Genomic DNA, 19,464 nt, shown 5'->3' with positions numbered 1-19,464 from the left:
GTTCATGAACGCCTTTCGAGAGTTGCTCGCCGCCGCCCGTGTGACCCACGTGCCGGGGGTGCACGATCCGCTGAGCGCCACGCTGGCCGTGCACGCGGGTCACCGGGCGGTCTACCTCTCGAAGAACGCGGTGGCCGCGGTCATGATGGGACGGCCGGACGTCGATTACGTGCCGGCCACCCAGATCGCCGACCGGGCGGCCACCCTCGCGCCGGTCCTCGACGGGGTGCCGCTGATGGCCGACGCGGGTGCCGGTTTCGACACCGCGCAGGACGCCGCGTGGACGGCCCTGGCCTATCAGCGGGCCGGGATCTCGGCGCTGGTGCTGACGGATCACGACGGCGGTCACGTCGCGGCGATGGCCCGGCAGGCGCCGGACGTCGCGGTCATCGCGCGGACCACGGCGTACGCGACGGGTGGGCTCGACACGGCCGTCGAGCGCTGCCGGGCGTACGCGAAGGCGGGCGCTGACGCGGTGCTGCCGGCCGGGGTGCGTACGCCGGAGGAACTCTTCCGTCTCAAGGCCGCGCTCCCCGGCGTGCCACTGGTGTTGTCGCGCACCGAAGCCGGACCCGCCGCACCCACCCTGGCCGACGCGGACCTCGCGGCCTTGGGCGTACGCCTCGTCCTGCACCCGCTGGCCGCGCTGCTGGCCGCCGTCCGCGCCGCCTCGCAGGCCTACCGCTCGATCGCCGAGGACGGCTCCGCCGACGACGTCGAGCGCATGCCCTGGGCCGTCTTCGCCGCCCTCTCGGCCGCCTCCACGCCGGGCTCGTCGCCGCGCTCGTCGTCCGGCTCGCCGGGTGGCGGGGATCAGCCGGCTTCGGCCAGTCTGGGGTCATGACCATGTTGCAGGTGACGCCGAACGGGCCCTGGGGCAAGGACGCGCACCCGGCGATGCCCGTCTCGCTGGACGAGGTCGTCGACGAGGCGCGCGAGTGTTTCGCGGCCGGAGCCACCGGCGTCCACCTGCACGTGCGCGACGAGTCGGGCGCCGAGACGCTCGACCCGGCGTTCGTGAACGAGACCTGCCGGCGGGTACGCGAGGTGGCCGGCGGCCCGGTCGAGGTCGGCCTCACCACCGGCGCCTGGATCGTGCCCGAACGAGCCGACCGGATCGCGATGATCCGCGAGTGGGAGGGCGTCGACGTGGCCACCGTCAACCTGTCCGAGGACGGGTTCGACGAGGTCATGCGGTCCCTGCTCGACGTCGGCATCGGCATCGACGTCGGCCTGTGGTCGCCGGCCGAGATGCCCGCGCTGCTGGCGTCGGGGCTGCTGCCGCGGGCGGCCCGGGTCAGCATCGAACTCGACGCCGGCGAGCCCTACTTCCTCGAGGGCCCGCCCGAGACCGTGGCCCAGCGGGTCAACGACCTGCTCGACGAGGCCGGCTCGACCTGCCCGCGGCTGACCCACGGCATGAACGACTGGACGTGGCCCCTGGTCCGCGACGCCTTCCGCCGGGGCCACGACACGCGCGTGGGCTTCGAGGACTCGCTGCTGCTGCCGGACGGCAGCACGGCCACTTCCAACGCCGACCTCGTACGGGCGGCAGTGGCCCTCCGGACCGGATGACGACCCGGGCGCACTCGGCCCGGCGGTTACGATCATGCGATGCGGGACCTCTGGGCGGCCATCCATGCCGAGCGCGCGGCCCTGGCCGACGACCTGGCCGGGCTGAGCGAGCAGCAGTGGCGGCAGCAGTCGCTGTGCGGCGAGTGGACCGTCGACGAGGTCGTGGCCCATCTGACGGCCGGCGCGAGCATCGGATCGCTGCGGTGGATCCGGAGCATCGTCGGCGCCCGCTTCGACGCCGACCGGCACAACCGGCGCCGGCTCGAAGAACACCGGGGTGCGACTCCGCCCGAGACGCTCGACCGGTTCCGGCAGGTGGTCACCAGCACCACGGCGGCCTCGAAGCACCTGCCGGCCTGGCTGGGCGAGGTCGTGGTGCACGGGGAGGACATCCGCAAGCCGCTCGGACTGCCCCCCTCGGCGCGGATCGAGTCGGTGACCGAGGTGGCGAGGTTCTTCGTGGCGCGCGACTTCACCGTGAACAGCCGCAAGGCCGCCCGGGGGCTGCGGCTCGAGGCGACCGACGGCCCCTTCGCCAGCGGATCGGGGCCGCTCGTCACCGGCACGACGCTGGCCATCACCATGGCCCTGGCCGGGCGCCGGGCGTACCACCCCGAGCTGACCGGACCCGGCGTCGAGATCCTTCAGGCGCGCGCCGTGTGATCGCGGGCCTCGATGGCCTTGACCGAGTTGGCGAAGGCCTTGGTCAGGGCGCCCTTGCCGACCGAGCCGAGCAGCAGGCCGATCAGTTTGCCCTTGACGTTCTTACCCTCCCGGACGACAACGGCGTCGACGGCGGTCGTGCCGTCGGGCCGCGGTGACAGGGTGTAGGTGTGGCCGGAGGCGCCGCCCCAGACGTTCGAGTCGACGGTCCGCATGGTGATGCGCCGAGGGTTCGACCAGTCGTAGTGCAGGCGCTCCCAGACGCCGCCGGCGCCCTCGGTGACGTCGGCGCGGGTGTCACTCTTCTCGTGCAGCACCAGGTTGGCGTCGTCGCTGTTGCCGAACAGCTGCTTGCGCCCGGGGCCGAAGTCGGTCAGGCCGGCGAGGAACTGCTCGGGGGTGGCGGTGGTGACGGCGTGCATGCGGATGGTCGGCATGGTGATTCCCTCTCGTTGTGGCTCGTTCCAGCGTCGCCGGTCGCTGGTGCGGGTCGAGCCGGTCATCACCCTGGCCGAGTCCCTGGGGATGACTTCGGGACGCGGGCGTAGGCTGCGACGCCGGTTGCGGACAAGTCGCCGCCGCATGTGACTTCGCCGCCGTAGGGTGGTGGCCCCCAGGGTGGGTGGGCCGGGATAGGAGCAGTAACCGGGTGCTGACCTTGGAGAGGCTGACGGAAGGGCACGCGCCGGCGCTGCTGAGCTTCGAAGCCGAGAACCGCGCTTACTTCGCCCGCTCGGTGCGTGATCGCGGCGACGAGTACTTCCTGCACTTCGCCGACCAGCACGCGGCGCTGCTCGCCGAGCAGGCCGAGGGCATCTGCCACTTCCATGTCCTCCTCGACGACGACGGCCGGGTGGTGGGCCGGTTCAACCTCTTCGACGTGGTCGACGGGGTGGCCGAGCTCGGATTCCGGGTCGCCGAGGCGTCGTCGGGTCGCGGCGTCGCCCGCGCGGGCGTACGGCAGGTGATCGCGCTCGCCCGGGGCGGCTACGGGCTCGTGCGGCTGATCGCCGACGCCGAGATCCGCAACGGTGCGTCGCGGGCTGTGCTGCGGGCCACGGGCTTCGTGCCGGTCGGCGAGGTCGAGCGCGGCGGGCAGCCGTGCGTCCGGCACGTCCTCGATCTGTCCGGCTGACCTTGTTGGGCCGGCCGGGGCGCGGGATCTTGGGTTCCGGCTCACAATGGACGCCATCGCGGACGTTCGGGGGAAGGAATCGCGATGGATGCTCTGGTTGGCGAACTGCGTGGATTGCGCGGCGAGGCAGGTCTCACGCTGCGCGAGCTCAGCTTGAAGGTGCACGTCAGCGACTCGTCTTTGTCCCGCTACTTCACCGGGCAGGCGCTGCCGCCGTGGGAGGTGGTGGTGACGCTGGCCGACCTGGGCGGGGTCACGTTCCGGCCGGGGCGAACCTTCGATGGAACGGGGACACCATCATGAACCGATTCGCACGCCGCAGCCTGATCACGCTCGGCACGGGCGCCGCGATGTTCGGCGCGGTCCTGCTCGGCGCCGGGGTGGGTGGCGCGGCTCTCGCCGGCAGGGCGTCACGGGCACGGACACGATCGTCGCCGGCACGAACTGGGACGGGGCGCCGGCGGGTTGGGCCGGGCCGACGTGGGCCGGACCGACCTGGGCCGGGCCCACTGTGGCCGGAGCCTGACGATCACCTCACTGATCACGTTTCCATTGCCTCCCGCGTATGTCTCACCCATCGAGAGATGTCGTGCCCTACGGTGATCCGATGGGTTCGGACGAGTGGACGCGGTGGCTGCTGACGCGCCGCGACGGCGGCAACGCCGCACTGCGGGCGGAACACGCCACCGCGCTGGAGGTCTTCCGCGACGAGGTGCTCGACCGGGCGGCGCTCGCGCCCACCGACACGGTTCTCGATGTCGGCGCGGGCACCGGCCTGATCGCCTTCGGCGCCCTCGACCGGCTCGGCCCGGACGGGCACGTCATCTTCAGCGACGTCTCGGAGGCGGGGCTGGAGGAATGCCGCCACCGGGCCGGCGACGACAAGCGGTGCAGTTTTGTGCACGCGCCGGCCGAAGACCTCGCAGCCGTTCCCGACAGTTCCGTCGATGTCGTCACCACCCGCTCGGTGCTCATCTATTGCGAGCGCAAGGCGCAGGCCTTCCAGGAATTCTTCCGGGTGCTGCGGCCCGGCGGCCGGCTCTCCATCTTCGAGCCGATCAACCGCTTCCTGCTCGAGCACCGCCCGGACAGCCTGTTCGGGCTGCGGGATCCGGAGGTCGCCGATCTGCTGGCCAAAGTGGTCGCCGTCTACCGCGACGGGGCCCGGCGCGGCGAGAACCCGATGACCGACTTCGACGAACGTGACCTGCTGCGCTGGGCGGCCGAGGCGGGCTTCGACGGCATCGAGGTCGACTACCGGGCCCAGCTCGACGTGCCGGCCGAGCCGATCGCCGATTGGGAAGCGCTCAAGAACGCCTCGCCCAATCCGCTGGCGCCGACGTACGGCGAGGCGATGCGGGCGGCCCTGTCCGAGGCGGAGTGTGAGCGTCTCGACACGCGGATGATGCAACTTGCCCAGTCAGGCACCCCTACGCGGCGTACGCTCGCCACCGCGTACCTCCGCGCTTTGCACCCCTGACGAGCTGGGAAAATCCACGGAGCGCGACTGATCGGTCACAGATCGTGCGTGCTAAATGCCCGAAGGCCTAGCCTGCGAGTACTACGCACGTGCGCACTTGAAGGTCCGAGGATTCCGACAACAATCACCTGCATGACGTACGGCAAGAAGGATCTGCCCTACCCGTACTGCGCGGACTTCTCGGGGATCGTGACCCGCGTCAAGGGAGTGCGCGAGTCGACCCGTGCCGCCCTGGTCAACTCGCTCAAGGTGGCGTCGTACCTGAAGGCCGGCGCCAATCTGATCGAGCGCAACCTCGGCGCCCAGCGGCCCGCCACCGCCACCGGCGACGGCCGCAAGCAGTACTGGTCGGGCCTGAGCTTCCTGACCGAGCGGGCGCTCTCGGCCGAGGTCGAAGAGCTGGAGCTGCCGTTCCTGCGGCAGAAGGGCGCCGGCCCCTACCGGTCGACCTGGGCCAGCCACGACGACTACCTCAACGACCTGCTCGCGTTCATGCTGCACGCCATCAACTACGACCCGCAGTACGGGGCCGACGTCGAGACGCGTGGCGACTGGCTGGCCACCGACGAGAGCTTCGTCGACGCGGTCGACCGGTCCAGCTACCACGAGCTGATGGCGCTGTGCCGCATGCCGCTGTTCAAGCTGCAGCTGATCATGGTGGCGACGGCGCACCGCAACGACGGCATCCGCAACTCGATCGCCAACAACTACGCGGGCGCGCTCGAGCCGTGGATGAAGATCTACGAGGAGACGATCGCCGCGCGCGGCTACCGGCTGCGCCCCGGCATCACGATCCAGGAGTTCAGCAATCTGCTGGCCGCGGTCACCGAGGGTCTGGCCGTGCGGCACCTGGGCGACCCGACGGTGGACATCGCCGACCACGGCCCCACCGAGAACCTGGTCGGCAAGGGCGTGCTCGGCCTGATGGCCGCCTACCTGGAACCCATCGACGAGCCGTCCGGCCTGACCTTGCGCGAGCTGTTCGAACGGTCGGCGAACAACAATGTGAACAACAACGGGGGACCGACATGACGAGTACCACGGAGAGGCCCGCCGGAAACCGGGAGCCCTCCTGGTGGGACAAGCAGGGCGATCTGATCATGCGCCGGCCGTTCAACGAGTGGACGTTCACTCACATGAACTGGCTGATGCCGACGGAACGCGTCGCCAGTGGGGGCCCCGCGATCCCCCTGCCGGTCGACATCCAGCCGCTTCCCCCGACCTTCCGGTTCGACGGCCGCGACCACACGCTGGCCGAGCTGCACCGTCACACCCACACCACCGCGTTCGTCGTGCTGCACCGCGGCACGATCGTGCACGAGACCTACCCCGGCGCCTTCACCGGGCCGCGCTCCCGCATGCAGCTGTTCTCGGTGTCGAAGTCCGTCATGTCGATCCTGTTCGGCATCGCCCTGCACGACGGCGCCATCGGCAGCGAGAAAGACCGGATCACCGACTACCGGCCCGACTTCCTCGGTACGGCGTACGAGGAGAACACGATCGCCGAACTGCTCGACATGACGACCGGCGTGGGCGACCTGGAGACCTGGGAGGTCTCCGACAGCGGCATCAAACGCTTCGAGCAAGCCGTGATGGGAGGTGGCGACATCGCCGACGTGGTCCGCGCGGCAACGCGGACCGCGCCGGCCGGTGAGCGCTTCAACTACTCCACCTTCGACACGCAGATTCTCGGCTGGGTCCTCGAGGCGGCCACGGGTCAGAGCCTGGCGGCGTACGCCTCGGAGCGCCTCTGGCAGAAGCTGGGCTGCGAACGCGACGCGTACTACTGGCTCACCCGCAGCCGGCCCCGCACGGCGATCGGCGCCGGCTCGCTCAACGCGACCGCCCGCGACGTCGCCCGCGTCGGCCTGCTCATGGCCGGTGACGGCGTCTTCAACGGCGAGCGGATCGTGCCCAGCGAGTGGGTGCGCCGCAGCCGGGGCGACGACCGCCCGCATCTCGCGGTGGGTGCGCTCGGCCCCAGCGGCTACGCCCACTACGGGTACGGCAACCAGTGGTGGACCCTCGGCCCGGAGTGCTACAACGCCTTCACCGGCCTCGGCGTTCACGGCCAGTACCTGTTCGTCGATCCGACGGCCGAGGTCGTCATCGTGAAATGCAGCGCGTGGCCCACGCAGGACGACGAGCGCCGCGACGCCGAGACCGTCGCCGCCCTCCGCCGCGTAGCCGACCACTTCGCCACGCGCTAGCTCCCTTTACTGACCGGTCGCACCACGTTGCCCGGACCTGGCCCCGCGCGGCCAGGTCCGGCCGGTTTCTGAACCCCTCGCACGGTGTTCGCGCCGCCCGCCCGGGCGGCGCGAACGATTCTGCCTGTGCTCTTTCCCTTCGAAAGGAAACATCGGTGAACCCTGCCCTGAGAAGAAACGTTCTCGCGTCCATTCTGATTGTTCTGCTCGCCGTTTCGGCCACGCTCGCGCCCGGTAAGCCGGCCCGCGCCGCCGTACTGGCGGGAGCCGTTCTCACCAGCGCCGCGGCCGCCCTTCCGGCCGAATTGGCGCCGCTCGCGAACGGTAGGCGCATTTCGTATGTGTCGTCCAATGTGTACGGCCTGCCCATTGCCGCCACCGGCCTGATTCTGACCCCGAAGACGAACAAGAAGAACCGTACGGTCGTGTGGGGACACGGCACGACCGGGCTGGCCGACCAGTGCGCGCCCTCGGCGAGCCAGGCCGTCTTCTGGCCCGAGGCGAGGGCCGCGATCGCCGTCCTGCTGCAGCGTGGCTGGACGGTCACCGCGCCCGACTATCCCGGCCTCGGCACGCTGCAGGCCCACCCGTACCTGGTCGGCGCAAGCGCCGGGCGATCGATGATCGACAGCGTCAAGGCGGCCCGCAACCTCGACAGCGCGCTCAGCACCCAGTACGTGATCGACGGCCACTCGCAGGGTGGGCAGGGCGCGCTGTTCGCCAACGAGCTCGCGCCCTCGTACGACGGCGCGCTCTCCCTGCGCGGCGTCTCGTCGATCGCCCCGGTCTCCAACGCCGACCTGTTCGCGCCGCTGATCCCCGGCACGCCGGCGCAGGGCTACCTGGTGATGGCCCTGTTCGGGCTGCAGGCGGTGGACCCGACGGTCAACCCGAACACGCTGCTCGCGGCCCCCGCCCGGCAGCGCACCGGGGTGCTGCAGAGCGGCTGCCTGACTGAGATCCTCACCGCGTACGAGACCCTGACCGCCTCGGAACTGCTGGTCGGCGGCGCCCTGCCGCCGTCGGTGATCACCAAGCTGTCCCGCTACGCCAACCCGGCGCAGAAGGCGCCGAGCGCCCCGATCCTGCTGATTCAGGGCACGGCCGACGAGGCGGTCCCGTACGTGATCACCGCCGGCCCGCTGCTGACCCAGCTCACCGCGTACAACCAGCCGGTGCAGTTCGTCGAGCTCGAAGGCGCCACCCACGACGGCGCGGTCTTCCAGAGCACGACGCTGGTGGCCGACTGGATCGCCGGCCGCTTCACCTGAGGCCCGATCCTCGGCGGCGCGTCCCCGTCGGAGCCGCTCGACCTGCGGCGTCTCGCGTCGGGGCCGCTCCAACTGCGGCGCCCCCGTCGAGGCCGCTCCACCTGCGGCGCGCTCGCCTGCCGCACGTTCGCCTGCCGCACGTTCGCCTGCCGCACGTTCGCCTGCCGCACGTTCGCCTGCCGCACGTTCGCCTGCCGCGGGTGCCGTCGCGGCTAGGGGCGGCCGCCTGACCAGATCGCCTGCTCCGTCGGCGTGCTGACCGGCACGCAGGCCACCAGGTCGAAGGCCTCGGCGACGGGTTGCTCGGCGTACGTGTCGAGCAGTCTGATCCGGTCGGCGCCGAACCGGCTCGGGTCGGCGATGGTGACCCGCCCACTCGCCATCGCCGCCTCGATGCTCCCCGCGACCGGCGGCTCGAGCCCGACCTCCACCGTCTCCGCCATCGCGGGGGCGTCGGGCGCGAGCCGCCGGGTCGCCACCCGGCCGCCCTCGCACGTCACGCCGATGGCCACGTAGTCGTCGCCGAGCATCGCCGACAGGTGGGTGCCGAGCACGTCGAACGCGGGGTGCCGGCGCTGGATGTGCGAGTTGGCGGCGGCGATGATCACCCGGCCCGGCGTGCGCTCGACGATCCACTCGGCCGTGCGGGCCATCGCGCCGTCGCGGATGTTCAGGCGCGCGTATCCGGGCGAACCCTCGACGGCGGCGGCCTGGGCCCGCAGCATCTGATCGAGCAGGGTGACCAGGCGCAACTCGTGGCGGGCGACGGGGTCGGCCGGTCCGGGCGTCGCGTCGAGGCGCGCGCTCACCTCCGCAAAGGCCAGCGTCAGCGCGTCACGGTCGATGAGCGCCATTTCCCGATACGCCGAGAAGGCCGGAATCGTGTAGGCCGACGCGAACTTCGCCACCTGGCGCCGTACCTGGGAAAGGGTTCCCCGGGGCGCGCCCGGCAGCCGTTCGAGACGATCGAGCGCCGGCCCGGGCGAGCCCAGGTCGCCGGGCAGGTCGAGACCCCAGTAGTCGATGCCCCGCTGTTTCATCAGGTGCAGCAGGTCGCGCATCTCGGCCGACCGCCCGAACCGGTAGGTCATGCCGTCCGCGGGCGGATCGCCCTCGCCGGCGCGCATCCACTCCCGCACGGCCAGCCCTTCGCTGAACCCGGACTCGAACGCGACCGTCGCGAACCCGAAGCGCTCGTGCAGAAAGCCGATCAACTGCTTCCGGAGTACGTGGTACTCGCGCACGAAGTGGGCCGACTCCCCGATGGCGACGACTCGGGCGTTGCCGATGCGCTCGGCCAGGGGTTCGAAGTCGATCTGCATGGGGTCCGACCTTAGGGCCTGGCGCCGGTGTCCACAGGATGAACTATCCACGTCGGAGGCCGTGACGGCGTGGCGTGTCATCGGCCGGTCCGGTAGACACGGGGAACATGAAGCGACTTCTTCTTGGTGCGGCGCTGGCCTCGGCCATGGTGCTGGGTCACGCCGCTCCGGTTTCCGCACATGGGCGCTCGCTACGGGTGGCGACGTACAACCTTTCGCTCAACCGGCCGTCCGCCGGGCTGCTGCGCGAGCATCTGGCCAACCCCACTGTGGACGACGTCTACCGGCGGCAGGCACGCAACGTCGCCGAGGTGATTCAGCGGGCGCGCCCCGATGTGGTGCTGCTCAACGAGTTCGACTACGACCCCGAGGCGGCGCGGCTGTTCGAGCGCAACTTCCTGGCGGTGTCGCAGAACGGGGCCCGGGCGCAGCGCTACCCGTACCGGTATGTGGCGCCGTCGAACACGGGCGTGTCCTCCGGGCTCGACCTGAACAACAACGGCGTGGCCGACACGACGCCGGGCGACCAGGCGTACGGCGACGACTCGTACGGCTTCGGCCTCTTCCCCGGCCAGTACGGCATGGTCGTGTACTCGAAGTACCCGATCGACAGCCAGGCTGTCCGAACGTTCCGGCTCTTCAAGTGGAAGGACATGCCCGGCAACCTGCTGCCGGCCGACTTCTACACGCCGGCCGCACAGGCCGTGCTGCGCCTGTCGTCGAAGAGCCACTGGGACGTCCCGATCCGGGTCGGCGGCCGCACGCTGCACTTCCTGGTCTCGCACCCCACTCCCCCGACGTTCGACGGCCCCGAGGACCGCAACGGCCGCCGCAACCACGACGAGATCCGCTTCTGGGCCGACTACGTGACCCCCGGCAAGCGCTCGGCCTACATCTACGACGACAGGGGACACCGCGGCGGCCTGCGCCCCGGCCAGCCGTTCGTGATCGCCGGCGACCAGAACGCCGACCCGAACGACGGCGACTCCTACGACGACGCCATCAACCAGCTGCTGACCCACCCCTTGATCAACGCCCGCACCACCCCGTCGAGCCCCGGCGCGGCCGAGGCGGCCACCCTGCAGGGCGGAGCGAACGCCACGCACGCGGGCAACCCGAGCTACGACACGGCCGACTTCGCCGACACCGCCCCCGGCAACCTCCGAGCCGACTACGTCCTGCCCCGAGCCGGCCTGAAGGTGACCGCCTCCGGCGTCTTCTGGCCCGTACAGGCAGACCCGCTGTCCCGCCTGAGCGGCGTCTTCGACCCGGTGTGGTCCCCGGTGAACGGCTTCCCCACTTCCGACCACCGCCTCGTCTGGCTCGACCTCAAGCGCTGACCAACACCACACCCGGCCGCCGACCCTGACCGGCGGCCGGGCCTGACCGCCGGCCAGGTCTCGACCGGCGGCGGGGTGGGGCGGCCGGGCTTGCGCGGGCCCCGCAACCAATCGGCCGCGCCCACTCACCTCGCACCCTCAGCTTCGCCGTGCCGTGTCGTGCCACTCGTGAAGCTGAGGCGCGGCTGAGAATCATGTAAAGAAACTTTGACCACGTGTCGGTCTTTCTTTACCTTGAAAGCATGACTAGTGAGGAGCGGCGGGCCTGGAGCCTGGCCGTGACCAGCCTGATCGCCTACGTGGTCTACCTTTTCGTGCTGCTGAGCGGGGCGGCCTACGTGCCGGCGCTGCTGTGGACGGTCGGTGGGGCCATCGCCGCGAACATCGCGGTCGACATCTCGTTCGGGCGCGGGCATGAATCCGACCAGCGCGACCGGGAGATCGGACGTTTCGGCGACCACATCGGCCAGTCGCTGGTGGTTGCGGGCGCGGTGGCGGCGATGCTGCTGGCACTGTTCGAGGCCCGCTACTTCTGGATCGCCAACGTCATCTATCTGGCGTTCGTACTCTCCGCGATCCTCGGCTCCACCGCCAAGATCTTCGCCTACCGCCGGGGCTTCCACCCATGGTGAAGCCGACCAGCATCACCAATGAGATCCGGGCATTGCGCTTCGCCGCGGGTGAGATGACACAGGCCGACCTGGCCGAGCGCATCGGCGTCACCCGTCAGACCGTGATCGCCATCGAGCAGGGCCGTTACTCGCCGTCGCTGGAGACGGCGTTCCGCATCGCGCGGGTCTTCGGAGTCGGCCTGGACGACGTCTTTCAATACCCGGCGGAGGAGCCATCATGAGAGCCATAGTCCGCGACATCTACGGCGACGCCGACGTCCTGCACCTGGCCGACGTGCCGAAACCCACGATCAAACCCAACGAGGTTCTGGTACGCGTCCACGCCGCCGGCGTAGACCGCGGCGCCTGGCACGCGATGACCGGCCTGCCGCACATCGCCCGCCTCGGCTTCGGCCTGCGCCGCCCTCGCAACCGCATCCCCGGCCTCGACCTGGCCGGAGTAGTGGAAGCCGTAGGCGCCGAGGTCACCGACTTCGAGCCGGGCGACGAGGTCTTCGGCGAGGGGTCGAGCAGCTGGGCCGAGTACGCCCGGGCCAGGCCCCACCGCCTGCTGCACAAACCACCCCACCTGACGTTCCCCCAGGCCGCCGTGATCCCCACGTCAGGCGCAACCGCCCTGCACATGCTGTTGTTACCCACAGCCCCCGCTCCCGGCTCACCGTCATCCACAGTTGATGGCCTCGGTTCGGCGTTTTCCGCGCCCCAGCAGCCCGGCTCGACCCCGCCCGGCGCCAACGATCACGACTCGTCCTCGTCCGGAGCTGAAGACCGGGGAATCGACTCTCGGGCAGTCGGCGGAACAGCGTCGGCCGGTTCCGGGCGCGAGGTTCTGGTGATCGGCGCCGGCGGTGGGGTGGGGTCGTTCGCGGTTCTGCTGGCCAAGGCGAACGGCGACGTGGTGACCGCGGTGTGCAGCACGGGCAAGGTCGAGGCCGTCCGCGGCTTCGGCGCCGACCGCGTCATCGACTACACGCGGGAACCGTTGACGGGCTCCTACGACCTCATCGTGGACATCGCCGGAAACCGGGCCCTGTCGCAGCTGCGCGGCCTGCTCAAGCCGCGTGGCGTCCTGAGCATCGCGGGCGGTGAGCAGGGTGGCCGGTTCTTCGGCGGGCTGGAGCGGAACGTGAAGGCGTTGTCCATCTCTCCGTTCGTGAAGCAGACGTTGCGCGCCCCCATCGTGATCGCCAAGCGCGACGACCTGGCCGCGCTGACCTCGATCCGATCACCGTTGCAACGCACCTATCCCCTGGAAGAGGCGAGCAGCGCCATGCACAGCCTGGCCACGGGTCAGATAGCCGGAAAGGTGGCCTTGACGCTGTAGGCGGCATGCCGGGATCAGCATCGGCACCGCGCGCACGGCCGCGATGCCACGGCAACACCGAGGCTCGACAGGCGCGGCGTTGTCGCCAACCGGGATGCAGGCGCTGCCGGAGTCGAAGGCTTCGCGGTTCCTCCACAGAATCGACACCAAACGACGCCGGAAAGCTGATGAGGTCTGTGGATGACCGACCAGATCGCGTACATGGATGTCGCAGCGGCCACCGACGTGGGGATGTCGTACAAGCGGCGGCTGCTCGAGTTACTGGGAATCAGGCCTGGGCAGACCGCTGTGGATATCGGCTGCGGGCCCGGTACGGACCTCGGGGCGCTGGTGGAGGCGGTAGGTGACGACGGACGGGTGATCGGCGTCGACCGGGATCCCGGGATGGTCGACGAGGCGCGGCGAAGGCACCCGGGCGCTGACATCCGTCAAGGGGATCTGCACGCGCTGCCGCTGGCCGACAACAGTGTTGACTGCATCAAGGTCGACCGCGTCATTCAACATGTTGACGATCCACAGGCAGCGGTTGCGCAAGCCCGGCGAGCGCTGCGCCCGGGCGGCCTGTTCGCCATGGCAGAACCCGACTGGGACACCCTCGCCGTCGCCGACGAGGACGTGGAAACCAGCCGCGCCTTCGCCCGCTTCAACGGTCGCCGCGTGCGCAATCCGACCATCGGCCGCGAACTCGCGCGTCTGTGCACCGGCGCGGGTTTCCACATCCGGACGGTCGAGCCCGTCCCCATCCTGTTCCGCGACTTCTCCACAGCCAGCCACATCCTCGGCCTGGAACGAAACTCGGTCCGGGCTGTGGACAACGGCGACATCGCTCCGGCGGCAGCGCAGGCTTGGCTGAAGAGGCTCGAGACCGGTCCGCTCATCGCCGGCTTCACCTTGTACCTGGTCGTAGCCGAGGCCTGACCGCCAATGCCAGCAGCAAGCCGGTCGTAAGGCCGTCCTCGACCAGGCCGCGGACAATGCGGCACGCTGCCGTCTTTCCTCAACGGTTGAGGGAAGACGGCAGCGTTGGGTGGGCGGGATCTGGATCAAGCGGCGAAGATGCGGGCGAAGATCTGATCGATGACGTCGCTCTTGGCCATCGTGTAGTCCGGGGACTGCTCTTCGGCCAGGCGGCGCTTGGTGTCGGCGTAAAGGTCCCGGTCTCCGGGATGGGCGCGTAGCCAGTCGCGGAAGAGGCGGTGACGGATCGGCTCGGCGGCGTCGTGTGGCCACACGTGCAGGTGGGATGTCTTCGTCGCCGCCGATCAGCATGCGGTGGCCGTGCCACCAGGGCTCTCGTAGCAGTAGCCGGTAGCCGAGTGGTTCCAGCGCGGGCACGTAGAGGGCCTCGGCGGCCGAGTCGTGCACCAGCAGGTCCACGTCGATGACCGGCTTGGCGGGCAGGCCGGGCACCGACGTCGACCCGACATGTTCGATCGCCAGCACCCGGGAGCCCAGAGCCAACTCGATCCCGTCGCGGACCTCGGCATACCGGTCGACCCAGGCCGGGTCGTAGTCCTCGATGTCCACCGGCGACAACCAGCGCTTGGGCGTCTCGCTCACGAGACCGGGCTTGCTGTCGCCGACGAAACGGTTCCTGACCTCGGGCGGGTAGTCGGGCATGGCGTACCTCCGGAAATAGGGAAGTCGGCCAGACTAACCACGCCCGGAGGACGCCGGGAACCGATTAAGATCATCGATCAATTGCTCGGCGGATCGGACACTCTCCCTGACCACCGCTGACAATGAGCGCTCAGGACGTGAACGTCCACTCGCGCCGGCACTGACGCGCAGCAACATCGCGAAGGAGCCCGAACGGCGGCCAAAGGGCGGTGGCGCGGCCGACCTGGACGACGCGACCATCTGCCAGACCGGGCCGTACGAGGAAAAGCGCCAGCCCGAAGAAGGCCGGTAGGTCACCTGGCACCGGTACGGTGAGGCGAACGGGATCAGCTCGGGACCTCGAGCACGGCCCCGGCCCGCTCGACCGCGCCCTGCATGAAGCCGAGATGCAGCCCGCAGGTGACCCGGTTGTGCGGTTCGACCACGTCGAGGAACGGGCAGTTGCGCAACGAGATCTCGCCGTGGCCGGCCTCGGGCTCGAAGCACGCTCACGCGGCGGGCGATCTCGCCGATGCTCAGCGGTTCGCCGGACTCCTGCAGCGTCCGCAGGATTCGAGCCGGCGGCCACTCACGGCACACTCCGGACGCGCATGGCGGCAGTTCGACTCAACGGGCCTTGCAGAAGTTGCAGGTATGATCATCGATCCATGAGCATGCCGACACCGACGCCTCTAATGGGGCTGGTCACCGGGTTCTGGAGTTTCAAGACGTTCGCCGCGGCGGTGGAGCTCGAGCTCTTCACCAAGCTGTCCGGCGGGCGGACGATCACGGTCGCCGCGGCCGAAGGGGAGCTGGGGCTGCCGGACAGGCCGGCCGATCTGCTGCTCACGGCGTGCGCGTCGCTCGGGCTGCTGGAGCGGCACGGCGACGGCTACCGCAACACCGAATTGGCCGAGGAGTTCCTGGTCAAGGGCAAGCCGTACTACTTCGGCGGACAGGTCACCTACTGCGACGAGCGCACCTATCTGCCCTGGCACCGGGTCGGCGAGGCCCTCCGCACCGATCGGCCGCTCACCTGGGATCCGGCCACGCAGGAGTCCATGTTCGACACGGCCGACCCGCAGATGCTGCAGAGCTTCTGGGGCGCGATGTACTCGACGTCGATCTTCACCGCCAAGTCACTCGGCCGGCACGTCGACCTCAGCGGCAGCACCCGGCTGCTCGACGTGGGCGGCGGCTCGGGGGCGTACGCGATCGAACTGTGCCGTTCGCTGCCCGGCCTCAGCGCCACCGTTTTCGACCTGCCCCACGTCTGCGAGATCGCCGCCGGCAACGTCGCCGACGCGGGACTCGGCGACCGCATCGCCACCACGGCCGGCGACTTCCTCACCGGCGACGGCCTGCCCGGCGGACATGACGTCGTGCTCTTCAGCATGATCCTGCACGACTGGGACGAGCCGACCAATCAGCGGCTTCTTTCCCACGCGTACGAGGCCCTGCCGCCCGGCGGCCGCGTCGTGATCTCGGAGTTGCTGCTCAACGCCGACCGTACGGGCCCCGCCGCAGCCGCCCTCATGGGCATGAACATGCTGATCGAGACCGAGGGCGGCCGCAACTACTCCGACGCCGAGTACGCCGCGTGGCTGGCCGCCGCCGGCTTCACCGGCATCCACACCGTGCATTTCGACGCCCCCGGAGCGAACGGCGCGGTGATCGGCATCAAGCCGCACGGCTGAGCAGCGACGCGGCGACCGGCCGCACGGCTGAGCAGCCACCCGGCGACCGGCCGCACGGCTGAGCAGCCACCCGGCGACCGGCCGCACGGCTGAGCAGCCACCCGGCGACCCGGTGATCGGCGTCAGACAGGCGGCCTGAGCGGCGGCGTACTGAGCAGGGCGAGCAACGCGCCCGGATCTTCGACGTGGGCGTTGTGACCCAGTCCGGGCAGCGCCACGGGCGCGCTCGAAGCCGGCACCATCCGGTCGTGTTCGCCCCGCGCGAGCACGACCGGCACTGGCGACGCCGCCACCAGCGCCTCCACCTGCGGATCGCCGATCCCGAAGGCCCGCTGGTCGAAGGCCGGCCGCCAGCCGTCGCCCGTCTCGACGACCGCCGCGTCGGGCGCCTCGAACATCAGGCCCTCGAGCCCGGCCACCCGAAGGTGCCGCTGCGCCGCCTCGGCCCGGGTCGCGTAGGCAGGCGCCGGACGCTGCGCCATCGCCGCCGCCTTGGCCAGTTCCTCGTCCGACCAGGCCGACTTGATGCCCAGCCCCGCCACTGCGAGCACCCCGGGGCGCCCGGCGAGGTGCAGTCCGACCACGCCGCCGAAGGAATGCCCTACGATCACCGTCCCGCGCGGGTCGATCAGGCTCGACACCGCAGCGGCGACGCCCGCGAACGAGTACGACGGCAGCGACGACGATCCCCCGTGCCCCGGCAGGTCTGGAGCCTCCCAGGACGCGTCCCCGAGCAGCCCGGTCAGGCCGTGCCAGACGTCGGCGGTCGCCCCGAGGCCGTGCAGCAACAGGTAGGTGGGCGACGACTCGCCGCCGCGCAGCACACGCAGATCGGTCACCCCGCCAGCATGCCGCACAAGCGCCTGAGATCCGCGTCACGCGTACACCGTACTGTCAGGAATCTCCCAGCTCACCGGTAACGGGAAGGGGTGATCGCACCCAGTACCGTGGTCGCGGTGAAATGGACCAGGAAGACGACGCTAGCGATCTCGGCAGCCCTCGTGGTCCTCGTGGTGGCAGCGGTCGTGTTCGTACGGCGCGACTCGTCGCGAGAGACAGCCGGCACCAGCCCCACACCCGGCACGAACACCCAGCCCAGCCAGTCCGCGACGCCGGGCGAGACGCCGTGGACGGGCACCTGGGCGGTGGCCGTCCAGAACGGCGGGCGCGGTTTCGAGCAGCAGACCGTGCGCCAGGTGGTCCGCACGAGTGTCGGCGGTGACACCGTACGCATCAGGCTCTCGAACGAGTTCGGCAGCGACCCGCTGACCGTCAGCGCCGTCTACCTCGCCAACCACCTGCGCACCAGCACGGTCGACGCGAACACCAACGCGCACGTGACCTTCGACGGCGGCGACTCGGTGACCATCGAGGCCGGCCAGACCAAGGTCAGCGACCCGGTCCAGTTCACCCTGCCGGCCGGCGGCGACGTTGCGGTGAGCGCCTACGTCCCCGAGCGCATCGGCTCGGTCACCCAGCACACGTTCGCCAACCGGAACAACTACGTCGTCGCGGGCAACCAGAGCACCAAGGGCTCGCTGAGCGGCGTCCAGACGTTCGACAACTACGCGTTCCTGGCCGGCGTCGACGTGCAGAACCCCGACGCGGCGGGCGCGGTCGTCACGCTCGGCGCCTCGATCACCGACGGCTTCGACTCGACCTTCAACGAGAACCGGCGCTGGCCCGACCAGCTGGCCCGGCGGCTGGTCACGGCGGGTCAGCCGGTCGGCGTGCTCAACGCCGGGATCAGCGGCAACATGCTCCTCGGGGACGGCGCCGGGCAGAGCGCCGTCGACCGCTTCGACCGGGACGTTCTCGGTCAGACCGGGGTCAAGTGGGTCATCGTCTCGGATGCCGCGATCAACGACCTCGGCGGCGACAACCCGCCCAGCGGCGACGAGCTGATCGCCGCCATGCAGCAGCTGATCCAGCGCAGCCACGACGCGGGCATCAAGATCTTCTGCGCGACGCTCACGCCGTACGAGGGCGCGGGCTACTGGAACGCCGAGGGCGAGGCCGGGCGGGACGCGGTGAACGACTTCATCAAGGCCGACGGCAGCGGCTGCGACGCGGTGATCGACTTCGACACGGCCACGCACAACCCGGACGCCCCGACCCGCTACAACAGCCGCTACGACACCGGCGACCACCTCCACCCGAACGACGCCGGAATGGAGGCGCTCGCCGCCGCCGTGGATCTGAAGCTGTTCGCCTGATCGGAGCCGCGAGCCCGCCCCGAGCCGAATCAAGCCGAGCCGCAGCCGCAAGCGGGGCGGCAGCCACAGCCACAGCCGGGCGGCAGCCGCAGCCACAGCCGGAACAGGGTGGCCGCAGCCACAGCCGGAACAGGGTGGCCGCAGCCACAGCCGGGCGGCAGCCGCAGCCGCAGCCGGAACAGGGTGGCAACCGCGGGCACGCCCGAGCCGAATCGCAGCCGGAGCCGGCTGCCGGGTCGGGCTGGGTCAGGCGGCGCCTCCGTTGGCGTACAGGGTCTGGCCGTTGATCCAGCGGCCGTCCGGGCCGGCCAGGAACGAGACGCTGCGGGCGATGTCGTCCGGCGTGCCGAGGCGCCCGAACGGGTTGGCCGCGGCCACCCGGTCGATCAGCTCCTGCGGCTTGCCGTCGAGGAAGAGCGGCGTCTCGGTCGGCCCGGGCGCCACGGCGTTGACGGTGATGTCGCGGCCACGCAGCTCGCGGGCCAGGATCAGCGTCATCGCCTCGACGGCGCCCTTGGTGGCCGCGTACGCCGCGTACGTCGGCTGCTGCAACCGGACCACCGAGGTCGAGACGTTGACGAGCGCGCCCCCGCTGCGCAGCCGGCGCGCGGCCAGCTGCGAGACCACGAACGTGCCGCGGATGTTGGTGCGCATCATGCGGTCGAAGTCGTCGAGCTTCATCTCGGTCACCGGGGCCAGCAGCATGATGCCGGCCGGGTTGACGACCACGTCGACACCGCCGAAGCGCTCCTCGGTTGCGTCGAACATCGAGGTCATGGCCTGCTCGTCGGCCACGTCACCGCCGTACGCGAAAGCCTGGCCGCCGTCTGCCGTGATCTTGGCGACGACCTCCTCGGCGGCCGCCTGGTTGGCCGCGTAGTGCACGACCACGGCCAGACCGTCGGCCGCGAGACGCTCGGCCACCGCCCGGCCGATGCCGCCCGAACCGCCGGTGACGATCGCAACCCTGCTCATAGTGACCATTCCTCACATCTTGTAG

General features: G+C 70.4%; 21 protein-coding genes and 1 pseudogene. 16 read left to right on the top strand and 6 right to left on the bottom strand.

Features of this window, described 5'->3' with window-relative positions; genetic code table 11:
* Positions 1-4: 4 nt before the first annotated feature.
* The 3 genes from LXN57_RS13905 to LXN57_RS13895 are packed head-to-tail and all read left to right on the top strand — an operon-like array spanning position 5 to position 2,238.
* On the top strand, positions 5-844 hold the full coding sequence (locus tag LXN57_RS13905) for an isocitrate lyase/PEP mutase family protein (RefSeq protein WP_251798500.1): 840 nt from the start codon (positions 5-7) through the stop codon (positions 842-844).
* Positions 841-1,575 (top strand): 3-keto-5-aminohexanoate cleavage protein, encoded by a 735-nt coding sequence (locus tag LXN57_RS13900; RefSeq protein WP_251798499.1) that lies wholly within the window; start codon positions 841-843, stop codon positions 1,573-1,575. The genes LXN57_RS13905 and LXN57_RS13900 overlap by 4 nt, the downstream gene beginning before the upstream one ends.
* A gap of 39 nt (positions 1,576-1,614) precedes the next feature.
* Positions 1,615-2,238, top strand: coding sequence for a maleylpyruvate isomerase family mycothiol-dependent enzyme (locus LXN57_RS13895; protein WP_251798498.1), 624 nt, complete (start codon positions 1,615-1,617; stop codon positions 2,236-2,238).
* Here the strand turns inward: LXN57_RS13895 and LXN57_RS13890 are convergent.
* Positions 2,220-2,675, bottom strand: a complete 456-nt coding sequence (locus LXN57_RS13890) for a hypothetical protein (RefSeq protein WP_251798497.1) — start codon at positions 2,673-2,675, stop codon at positions 2,220-2,222. The two genes, LXN57_RS13895 and LXN57_RS13890, sit on opposite strands and share 19 nt — an antisense overlap.
* A gap of 212 nt (positions 2,676-2,887) precedes the next feature.
* Here LXN57_RS13890 and LXN57_RS13885 point away from each other — a divergent pair, with 212 nt between their 5' ends.
* The 6 genes from LXN57_RS13885 (at position 2,888) to LXN57_RS13860 (ending at position 8,334) form a co-directional block, all read left to right on the top strand.
* Complete coding sequence (locus LXN57_RS13885) at positions 2,888-3,373, top strand: GNAT family N-acetyltransferase (protein WP_251798496.1); 486 nt, start codon at positions 2,888-2,890, stop codon at positions 3,371-3,373.
* Positions 3,374-3,457: 84 nt separating this feature from the next.
* Entirely contained in the window at positions 3,458-3,676 is a 219-nt protein-coding gene (locus tag LXN57_RS13880) for a helix-turn-helix domain-containing protein (RefSeq protein ID WP_251798495.1), read from the top strand.
* A gap of 304 nt (positions 3,677-3,980) precedes the next feature.
* On the top strand, positions 3,981-4,853 hold the full coding sequence (locus tag LXN57_RS13875; protein ID WP_251798494.1) for a class I SAM-dependent methyltransferase: 873 nt from the start codon (positions 3,981-3,983) through the stop codon (positions 4,851-4,853).
* Between the two features lie 132 nt (positions 4,854-4,985).
* Positions 4,986-5,885, top strand: a complete 900-nt coding sequence (locus LXN57_RS13870) for a hypothetical protein (RefSeq protein ID WP_251798493.1) — start codon at positions 4,986-4,988, stop codon at positions 5,883-5,885.
* Complete coding sequence (locus tag LXN57_RS13865) at positions 5,882-7,063, top strand: serine hydrolase domain-containing protein (RefSeq protein WP_251798492.1); 1,182 nt, start codon at positions 5,882-5,884, stop codon at positions 7,061-7,063. The genes LXN57_RS13870 and LXN57_RS13865 overlap by 4 nt, the downstream gene beginning before the upstream one ends.
* Positions 7,064-7,218: 155 nt before the next feature.
* A complete protein-coding gene (locus LXN57_RS13860; protein WP_251798491.1) occupies positions 7,219-8,334 on the top strand; it encodes an alpha/beta fold hydrolase in 1,116 nt (371 codons plus the stop codon).
* Between the two features lie 212 nt (positions 8,335-8,546).
* On the opposite strand, the gene LXN57_RS13855 is transcribed toward LXN57_RS13860, so the two are convergent.
* On the bottom strand, positions 8,547-9,656 hold the full coding sequence (locus LXN57_RS13855) for an erythromycin esterase family protein (RefSeq protein WP_251798490.1): 1,110 nt from the start codon (positions 9,654-9,656) through the stop codon (positions 8,547-8,549).
* A 107-nt stretch (positions 9,657-9,763) separates the two neighbouring features.
* Between LXN57_RS13855 and LXN57_RS13850 the strand changes: the two genes are divergently transcribed.
* From LXN57_RS13850 to LXN57_RS13830, 5 genes are all read left to right on the top strand, one after another.
* Positions 9,764-10,996 (top strand): endonuclease/exonuclease/phosphatase family protein, encoded by a 1,233-nt coding sequence (locus LXN57_RS13850; RefSeq protein ID WP_251798489.1) that lies wholly within the window; start codon positions 9,764-9,766, stop codon positions 10,994-10,996.
* 242 nt (positions 10,997-11,238) lie between these two features.
* Positions 11,239-11,628, top strand: coding sequence for a hypothetical protein (locus LXN57_RS13845; RefSeq protein ID WP_251798488.1), 390 nt, complete (start codon positions 11,239-11,241; stop codon positions 11,626-11,628).
* Positions 11,622-11,849 carry a helix-turn-helix transcriptional regulator gene (locus tag LXN57_RS13840; protein WP_251798487.1) on the top strand — a complete coding sequence of 76 codons (228 nt, stop codon included), beginning with the start codon at positions 11,622-11,624 and terminating at the stop codon, positions 11,847-11,849. Before LXN57_RS13845 ends, LXN57_RS13840 begins: the two co-directional genes overlap by 7 nt.
* Complete coding sequence (locus tag LXN57_RS13835; RefSeq protein ID WP_251798486.1) at positions 11,846-12,952, top strand: NAD(P)-dependent alcohol dehydrogenase; 1,107 nt, start codon at positions 11,846-11,848, stop codon at positions 12,950-12,952. Before LXN57_RS13840 ends, LXN57_RS13835 begins: the two co-directional genes overlap by 4 nt.
* A 180-nt stretch (positions 12,953-13,132) precedes the next feature.
* Entirely contained in the window at positions 13,133-13,870 is a 738-nt protein-coding gene (locus LXN57_RS13830; RefSeq protein ID WP_251798485.1) for a methyltransferase domain-containing protein, read from the top strand.
* Between the two features lie 125 nt (positions 13,871-13,995).
* Here the strand turns inward: LXN57_RS13830 and LXN57_RS13825 are convergent.
* Together LXN57_RS13825 and LXN57_RS47885 are read right to left on the bottom strand one after the other, a co-directional pair.
* Positions 13,996-14,572: pseudogene (locus LXN57_RS13825) on the bottom strand (GrpB family protein).
* 326 nt (positions 14,573-14,898) lie between these two features.
* On the bottom strand, positions 14,899-15,021 hold the full coding sequence (locus tag LXN57_RS47885; RefSeq protein ID WP_285904620.1) for a hypothetical protein: 123 nt from the start codon (positions 15,019-15,021) through the stop codon (positions 14,899-14,901).
* Between the two features lie 204 nt (positions 15,022-15,225).
* On the opposite strand from LXN57_RS47885, the gene LXN57_RS13820 reads away from it, so the two are divergent.
* Positions 15,226-16,248: a methyltransferase gene (locus tag LXN57_RS13820; protein ID WP_251798546.1), complete on the top strand. Its 1,023-nt coding sequence runs from the start codon at positions 15,226-15,228 to the stop codon at positions 16,246-16,248.
* A 122-nt stretch (positions 16,249-16,370) separates the two neighbouring features.
* Here LXN57_RS13820 and LXN57_RS13815 read toward each other — a convergent pair whose 3' ends face one another.
* A complete protein-coding gene (locus LXN57_RS13815; RefSeq protein ID WP_251798484.1) occupies positions 16,371-17,087 on the bottom strand; it encodes an alpha/beta fold hydrolase in 717 nt (238 codons plus the stop codon).
* A 117-nt stretch (positions 17,088-17,204) separates the two neighbouring features.
* Here LXN57_RS13815 and LXN57_RS13810 point away from each other — a divergent pair, with 117 nt between their 5' ends.
* The gene (locus LXN57_RS13810) at positions 17,205-18,464 is read left to right on the top strand and encodes an SGNH/GDSL hydrolase family protein (protein ID WP_251798483.1); all 1,260 of its coding nucleotides are present in this window, start codon (positions 17,205-17,207) and stop codon (positions 18,462-18,464) included.
* Positions 18,465-18,710: 246 nt separating this feature from the next.
* Here the strand turns inward: LXN57_RS13810 and LXN57_RS13805 are convergent, their stop codons facing one another.
* On the bottom strand, positions 18,711-19,439 hold the full coding sequence (locus LXN57_RS13805; RefSeq protein ID WP_251798482.1) for an SDR family oxidoreductase: 729 nt from the start codon (positions 19,437-19,439) through the stop codon (positions 18,711-18,713).
* Positions 19,440-19,464: the final 25 nt, after the last annotated feature.

The sequence above is a fragment of the Paractinoplanes hotanensis genome (genome assembly GCF_023717965.1).
Taxonomy (GTDB): domain Bacteria; phylum Actinomycetota; class Actinomycetes; order Mycobacteriales; family Micromonosporaceae; genus Actinoplanes; species Actinoplanes polyasparticus.
The sequence above is the reverse complement of the archived record's forward strand: the minus strand, read 5'-3'. Positions and strand labels throughout refer to the sequence as shown.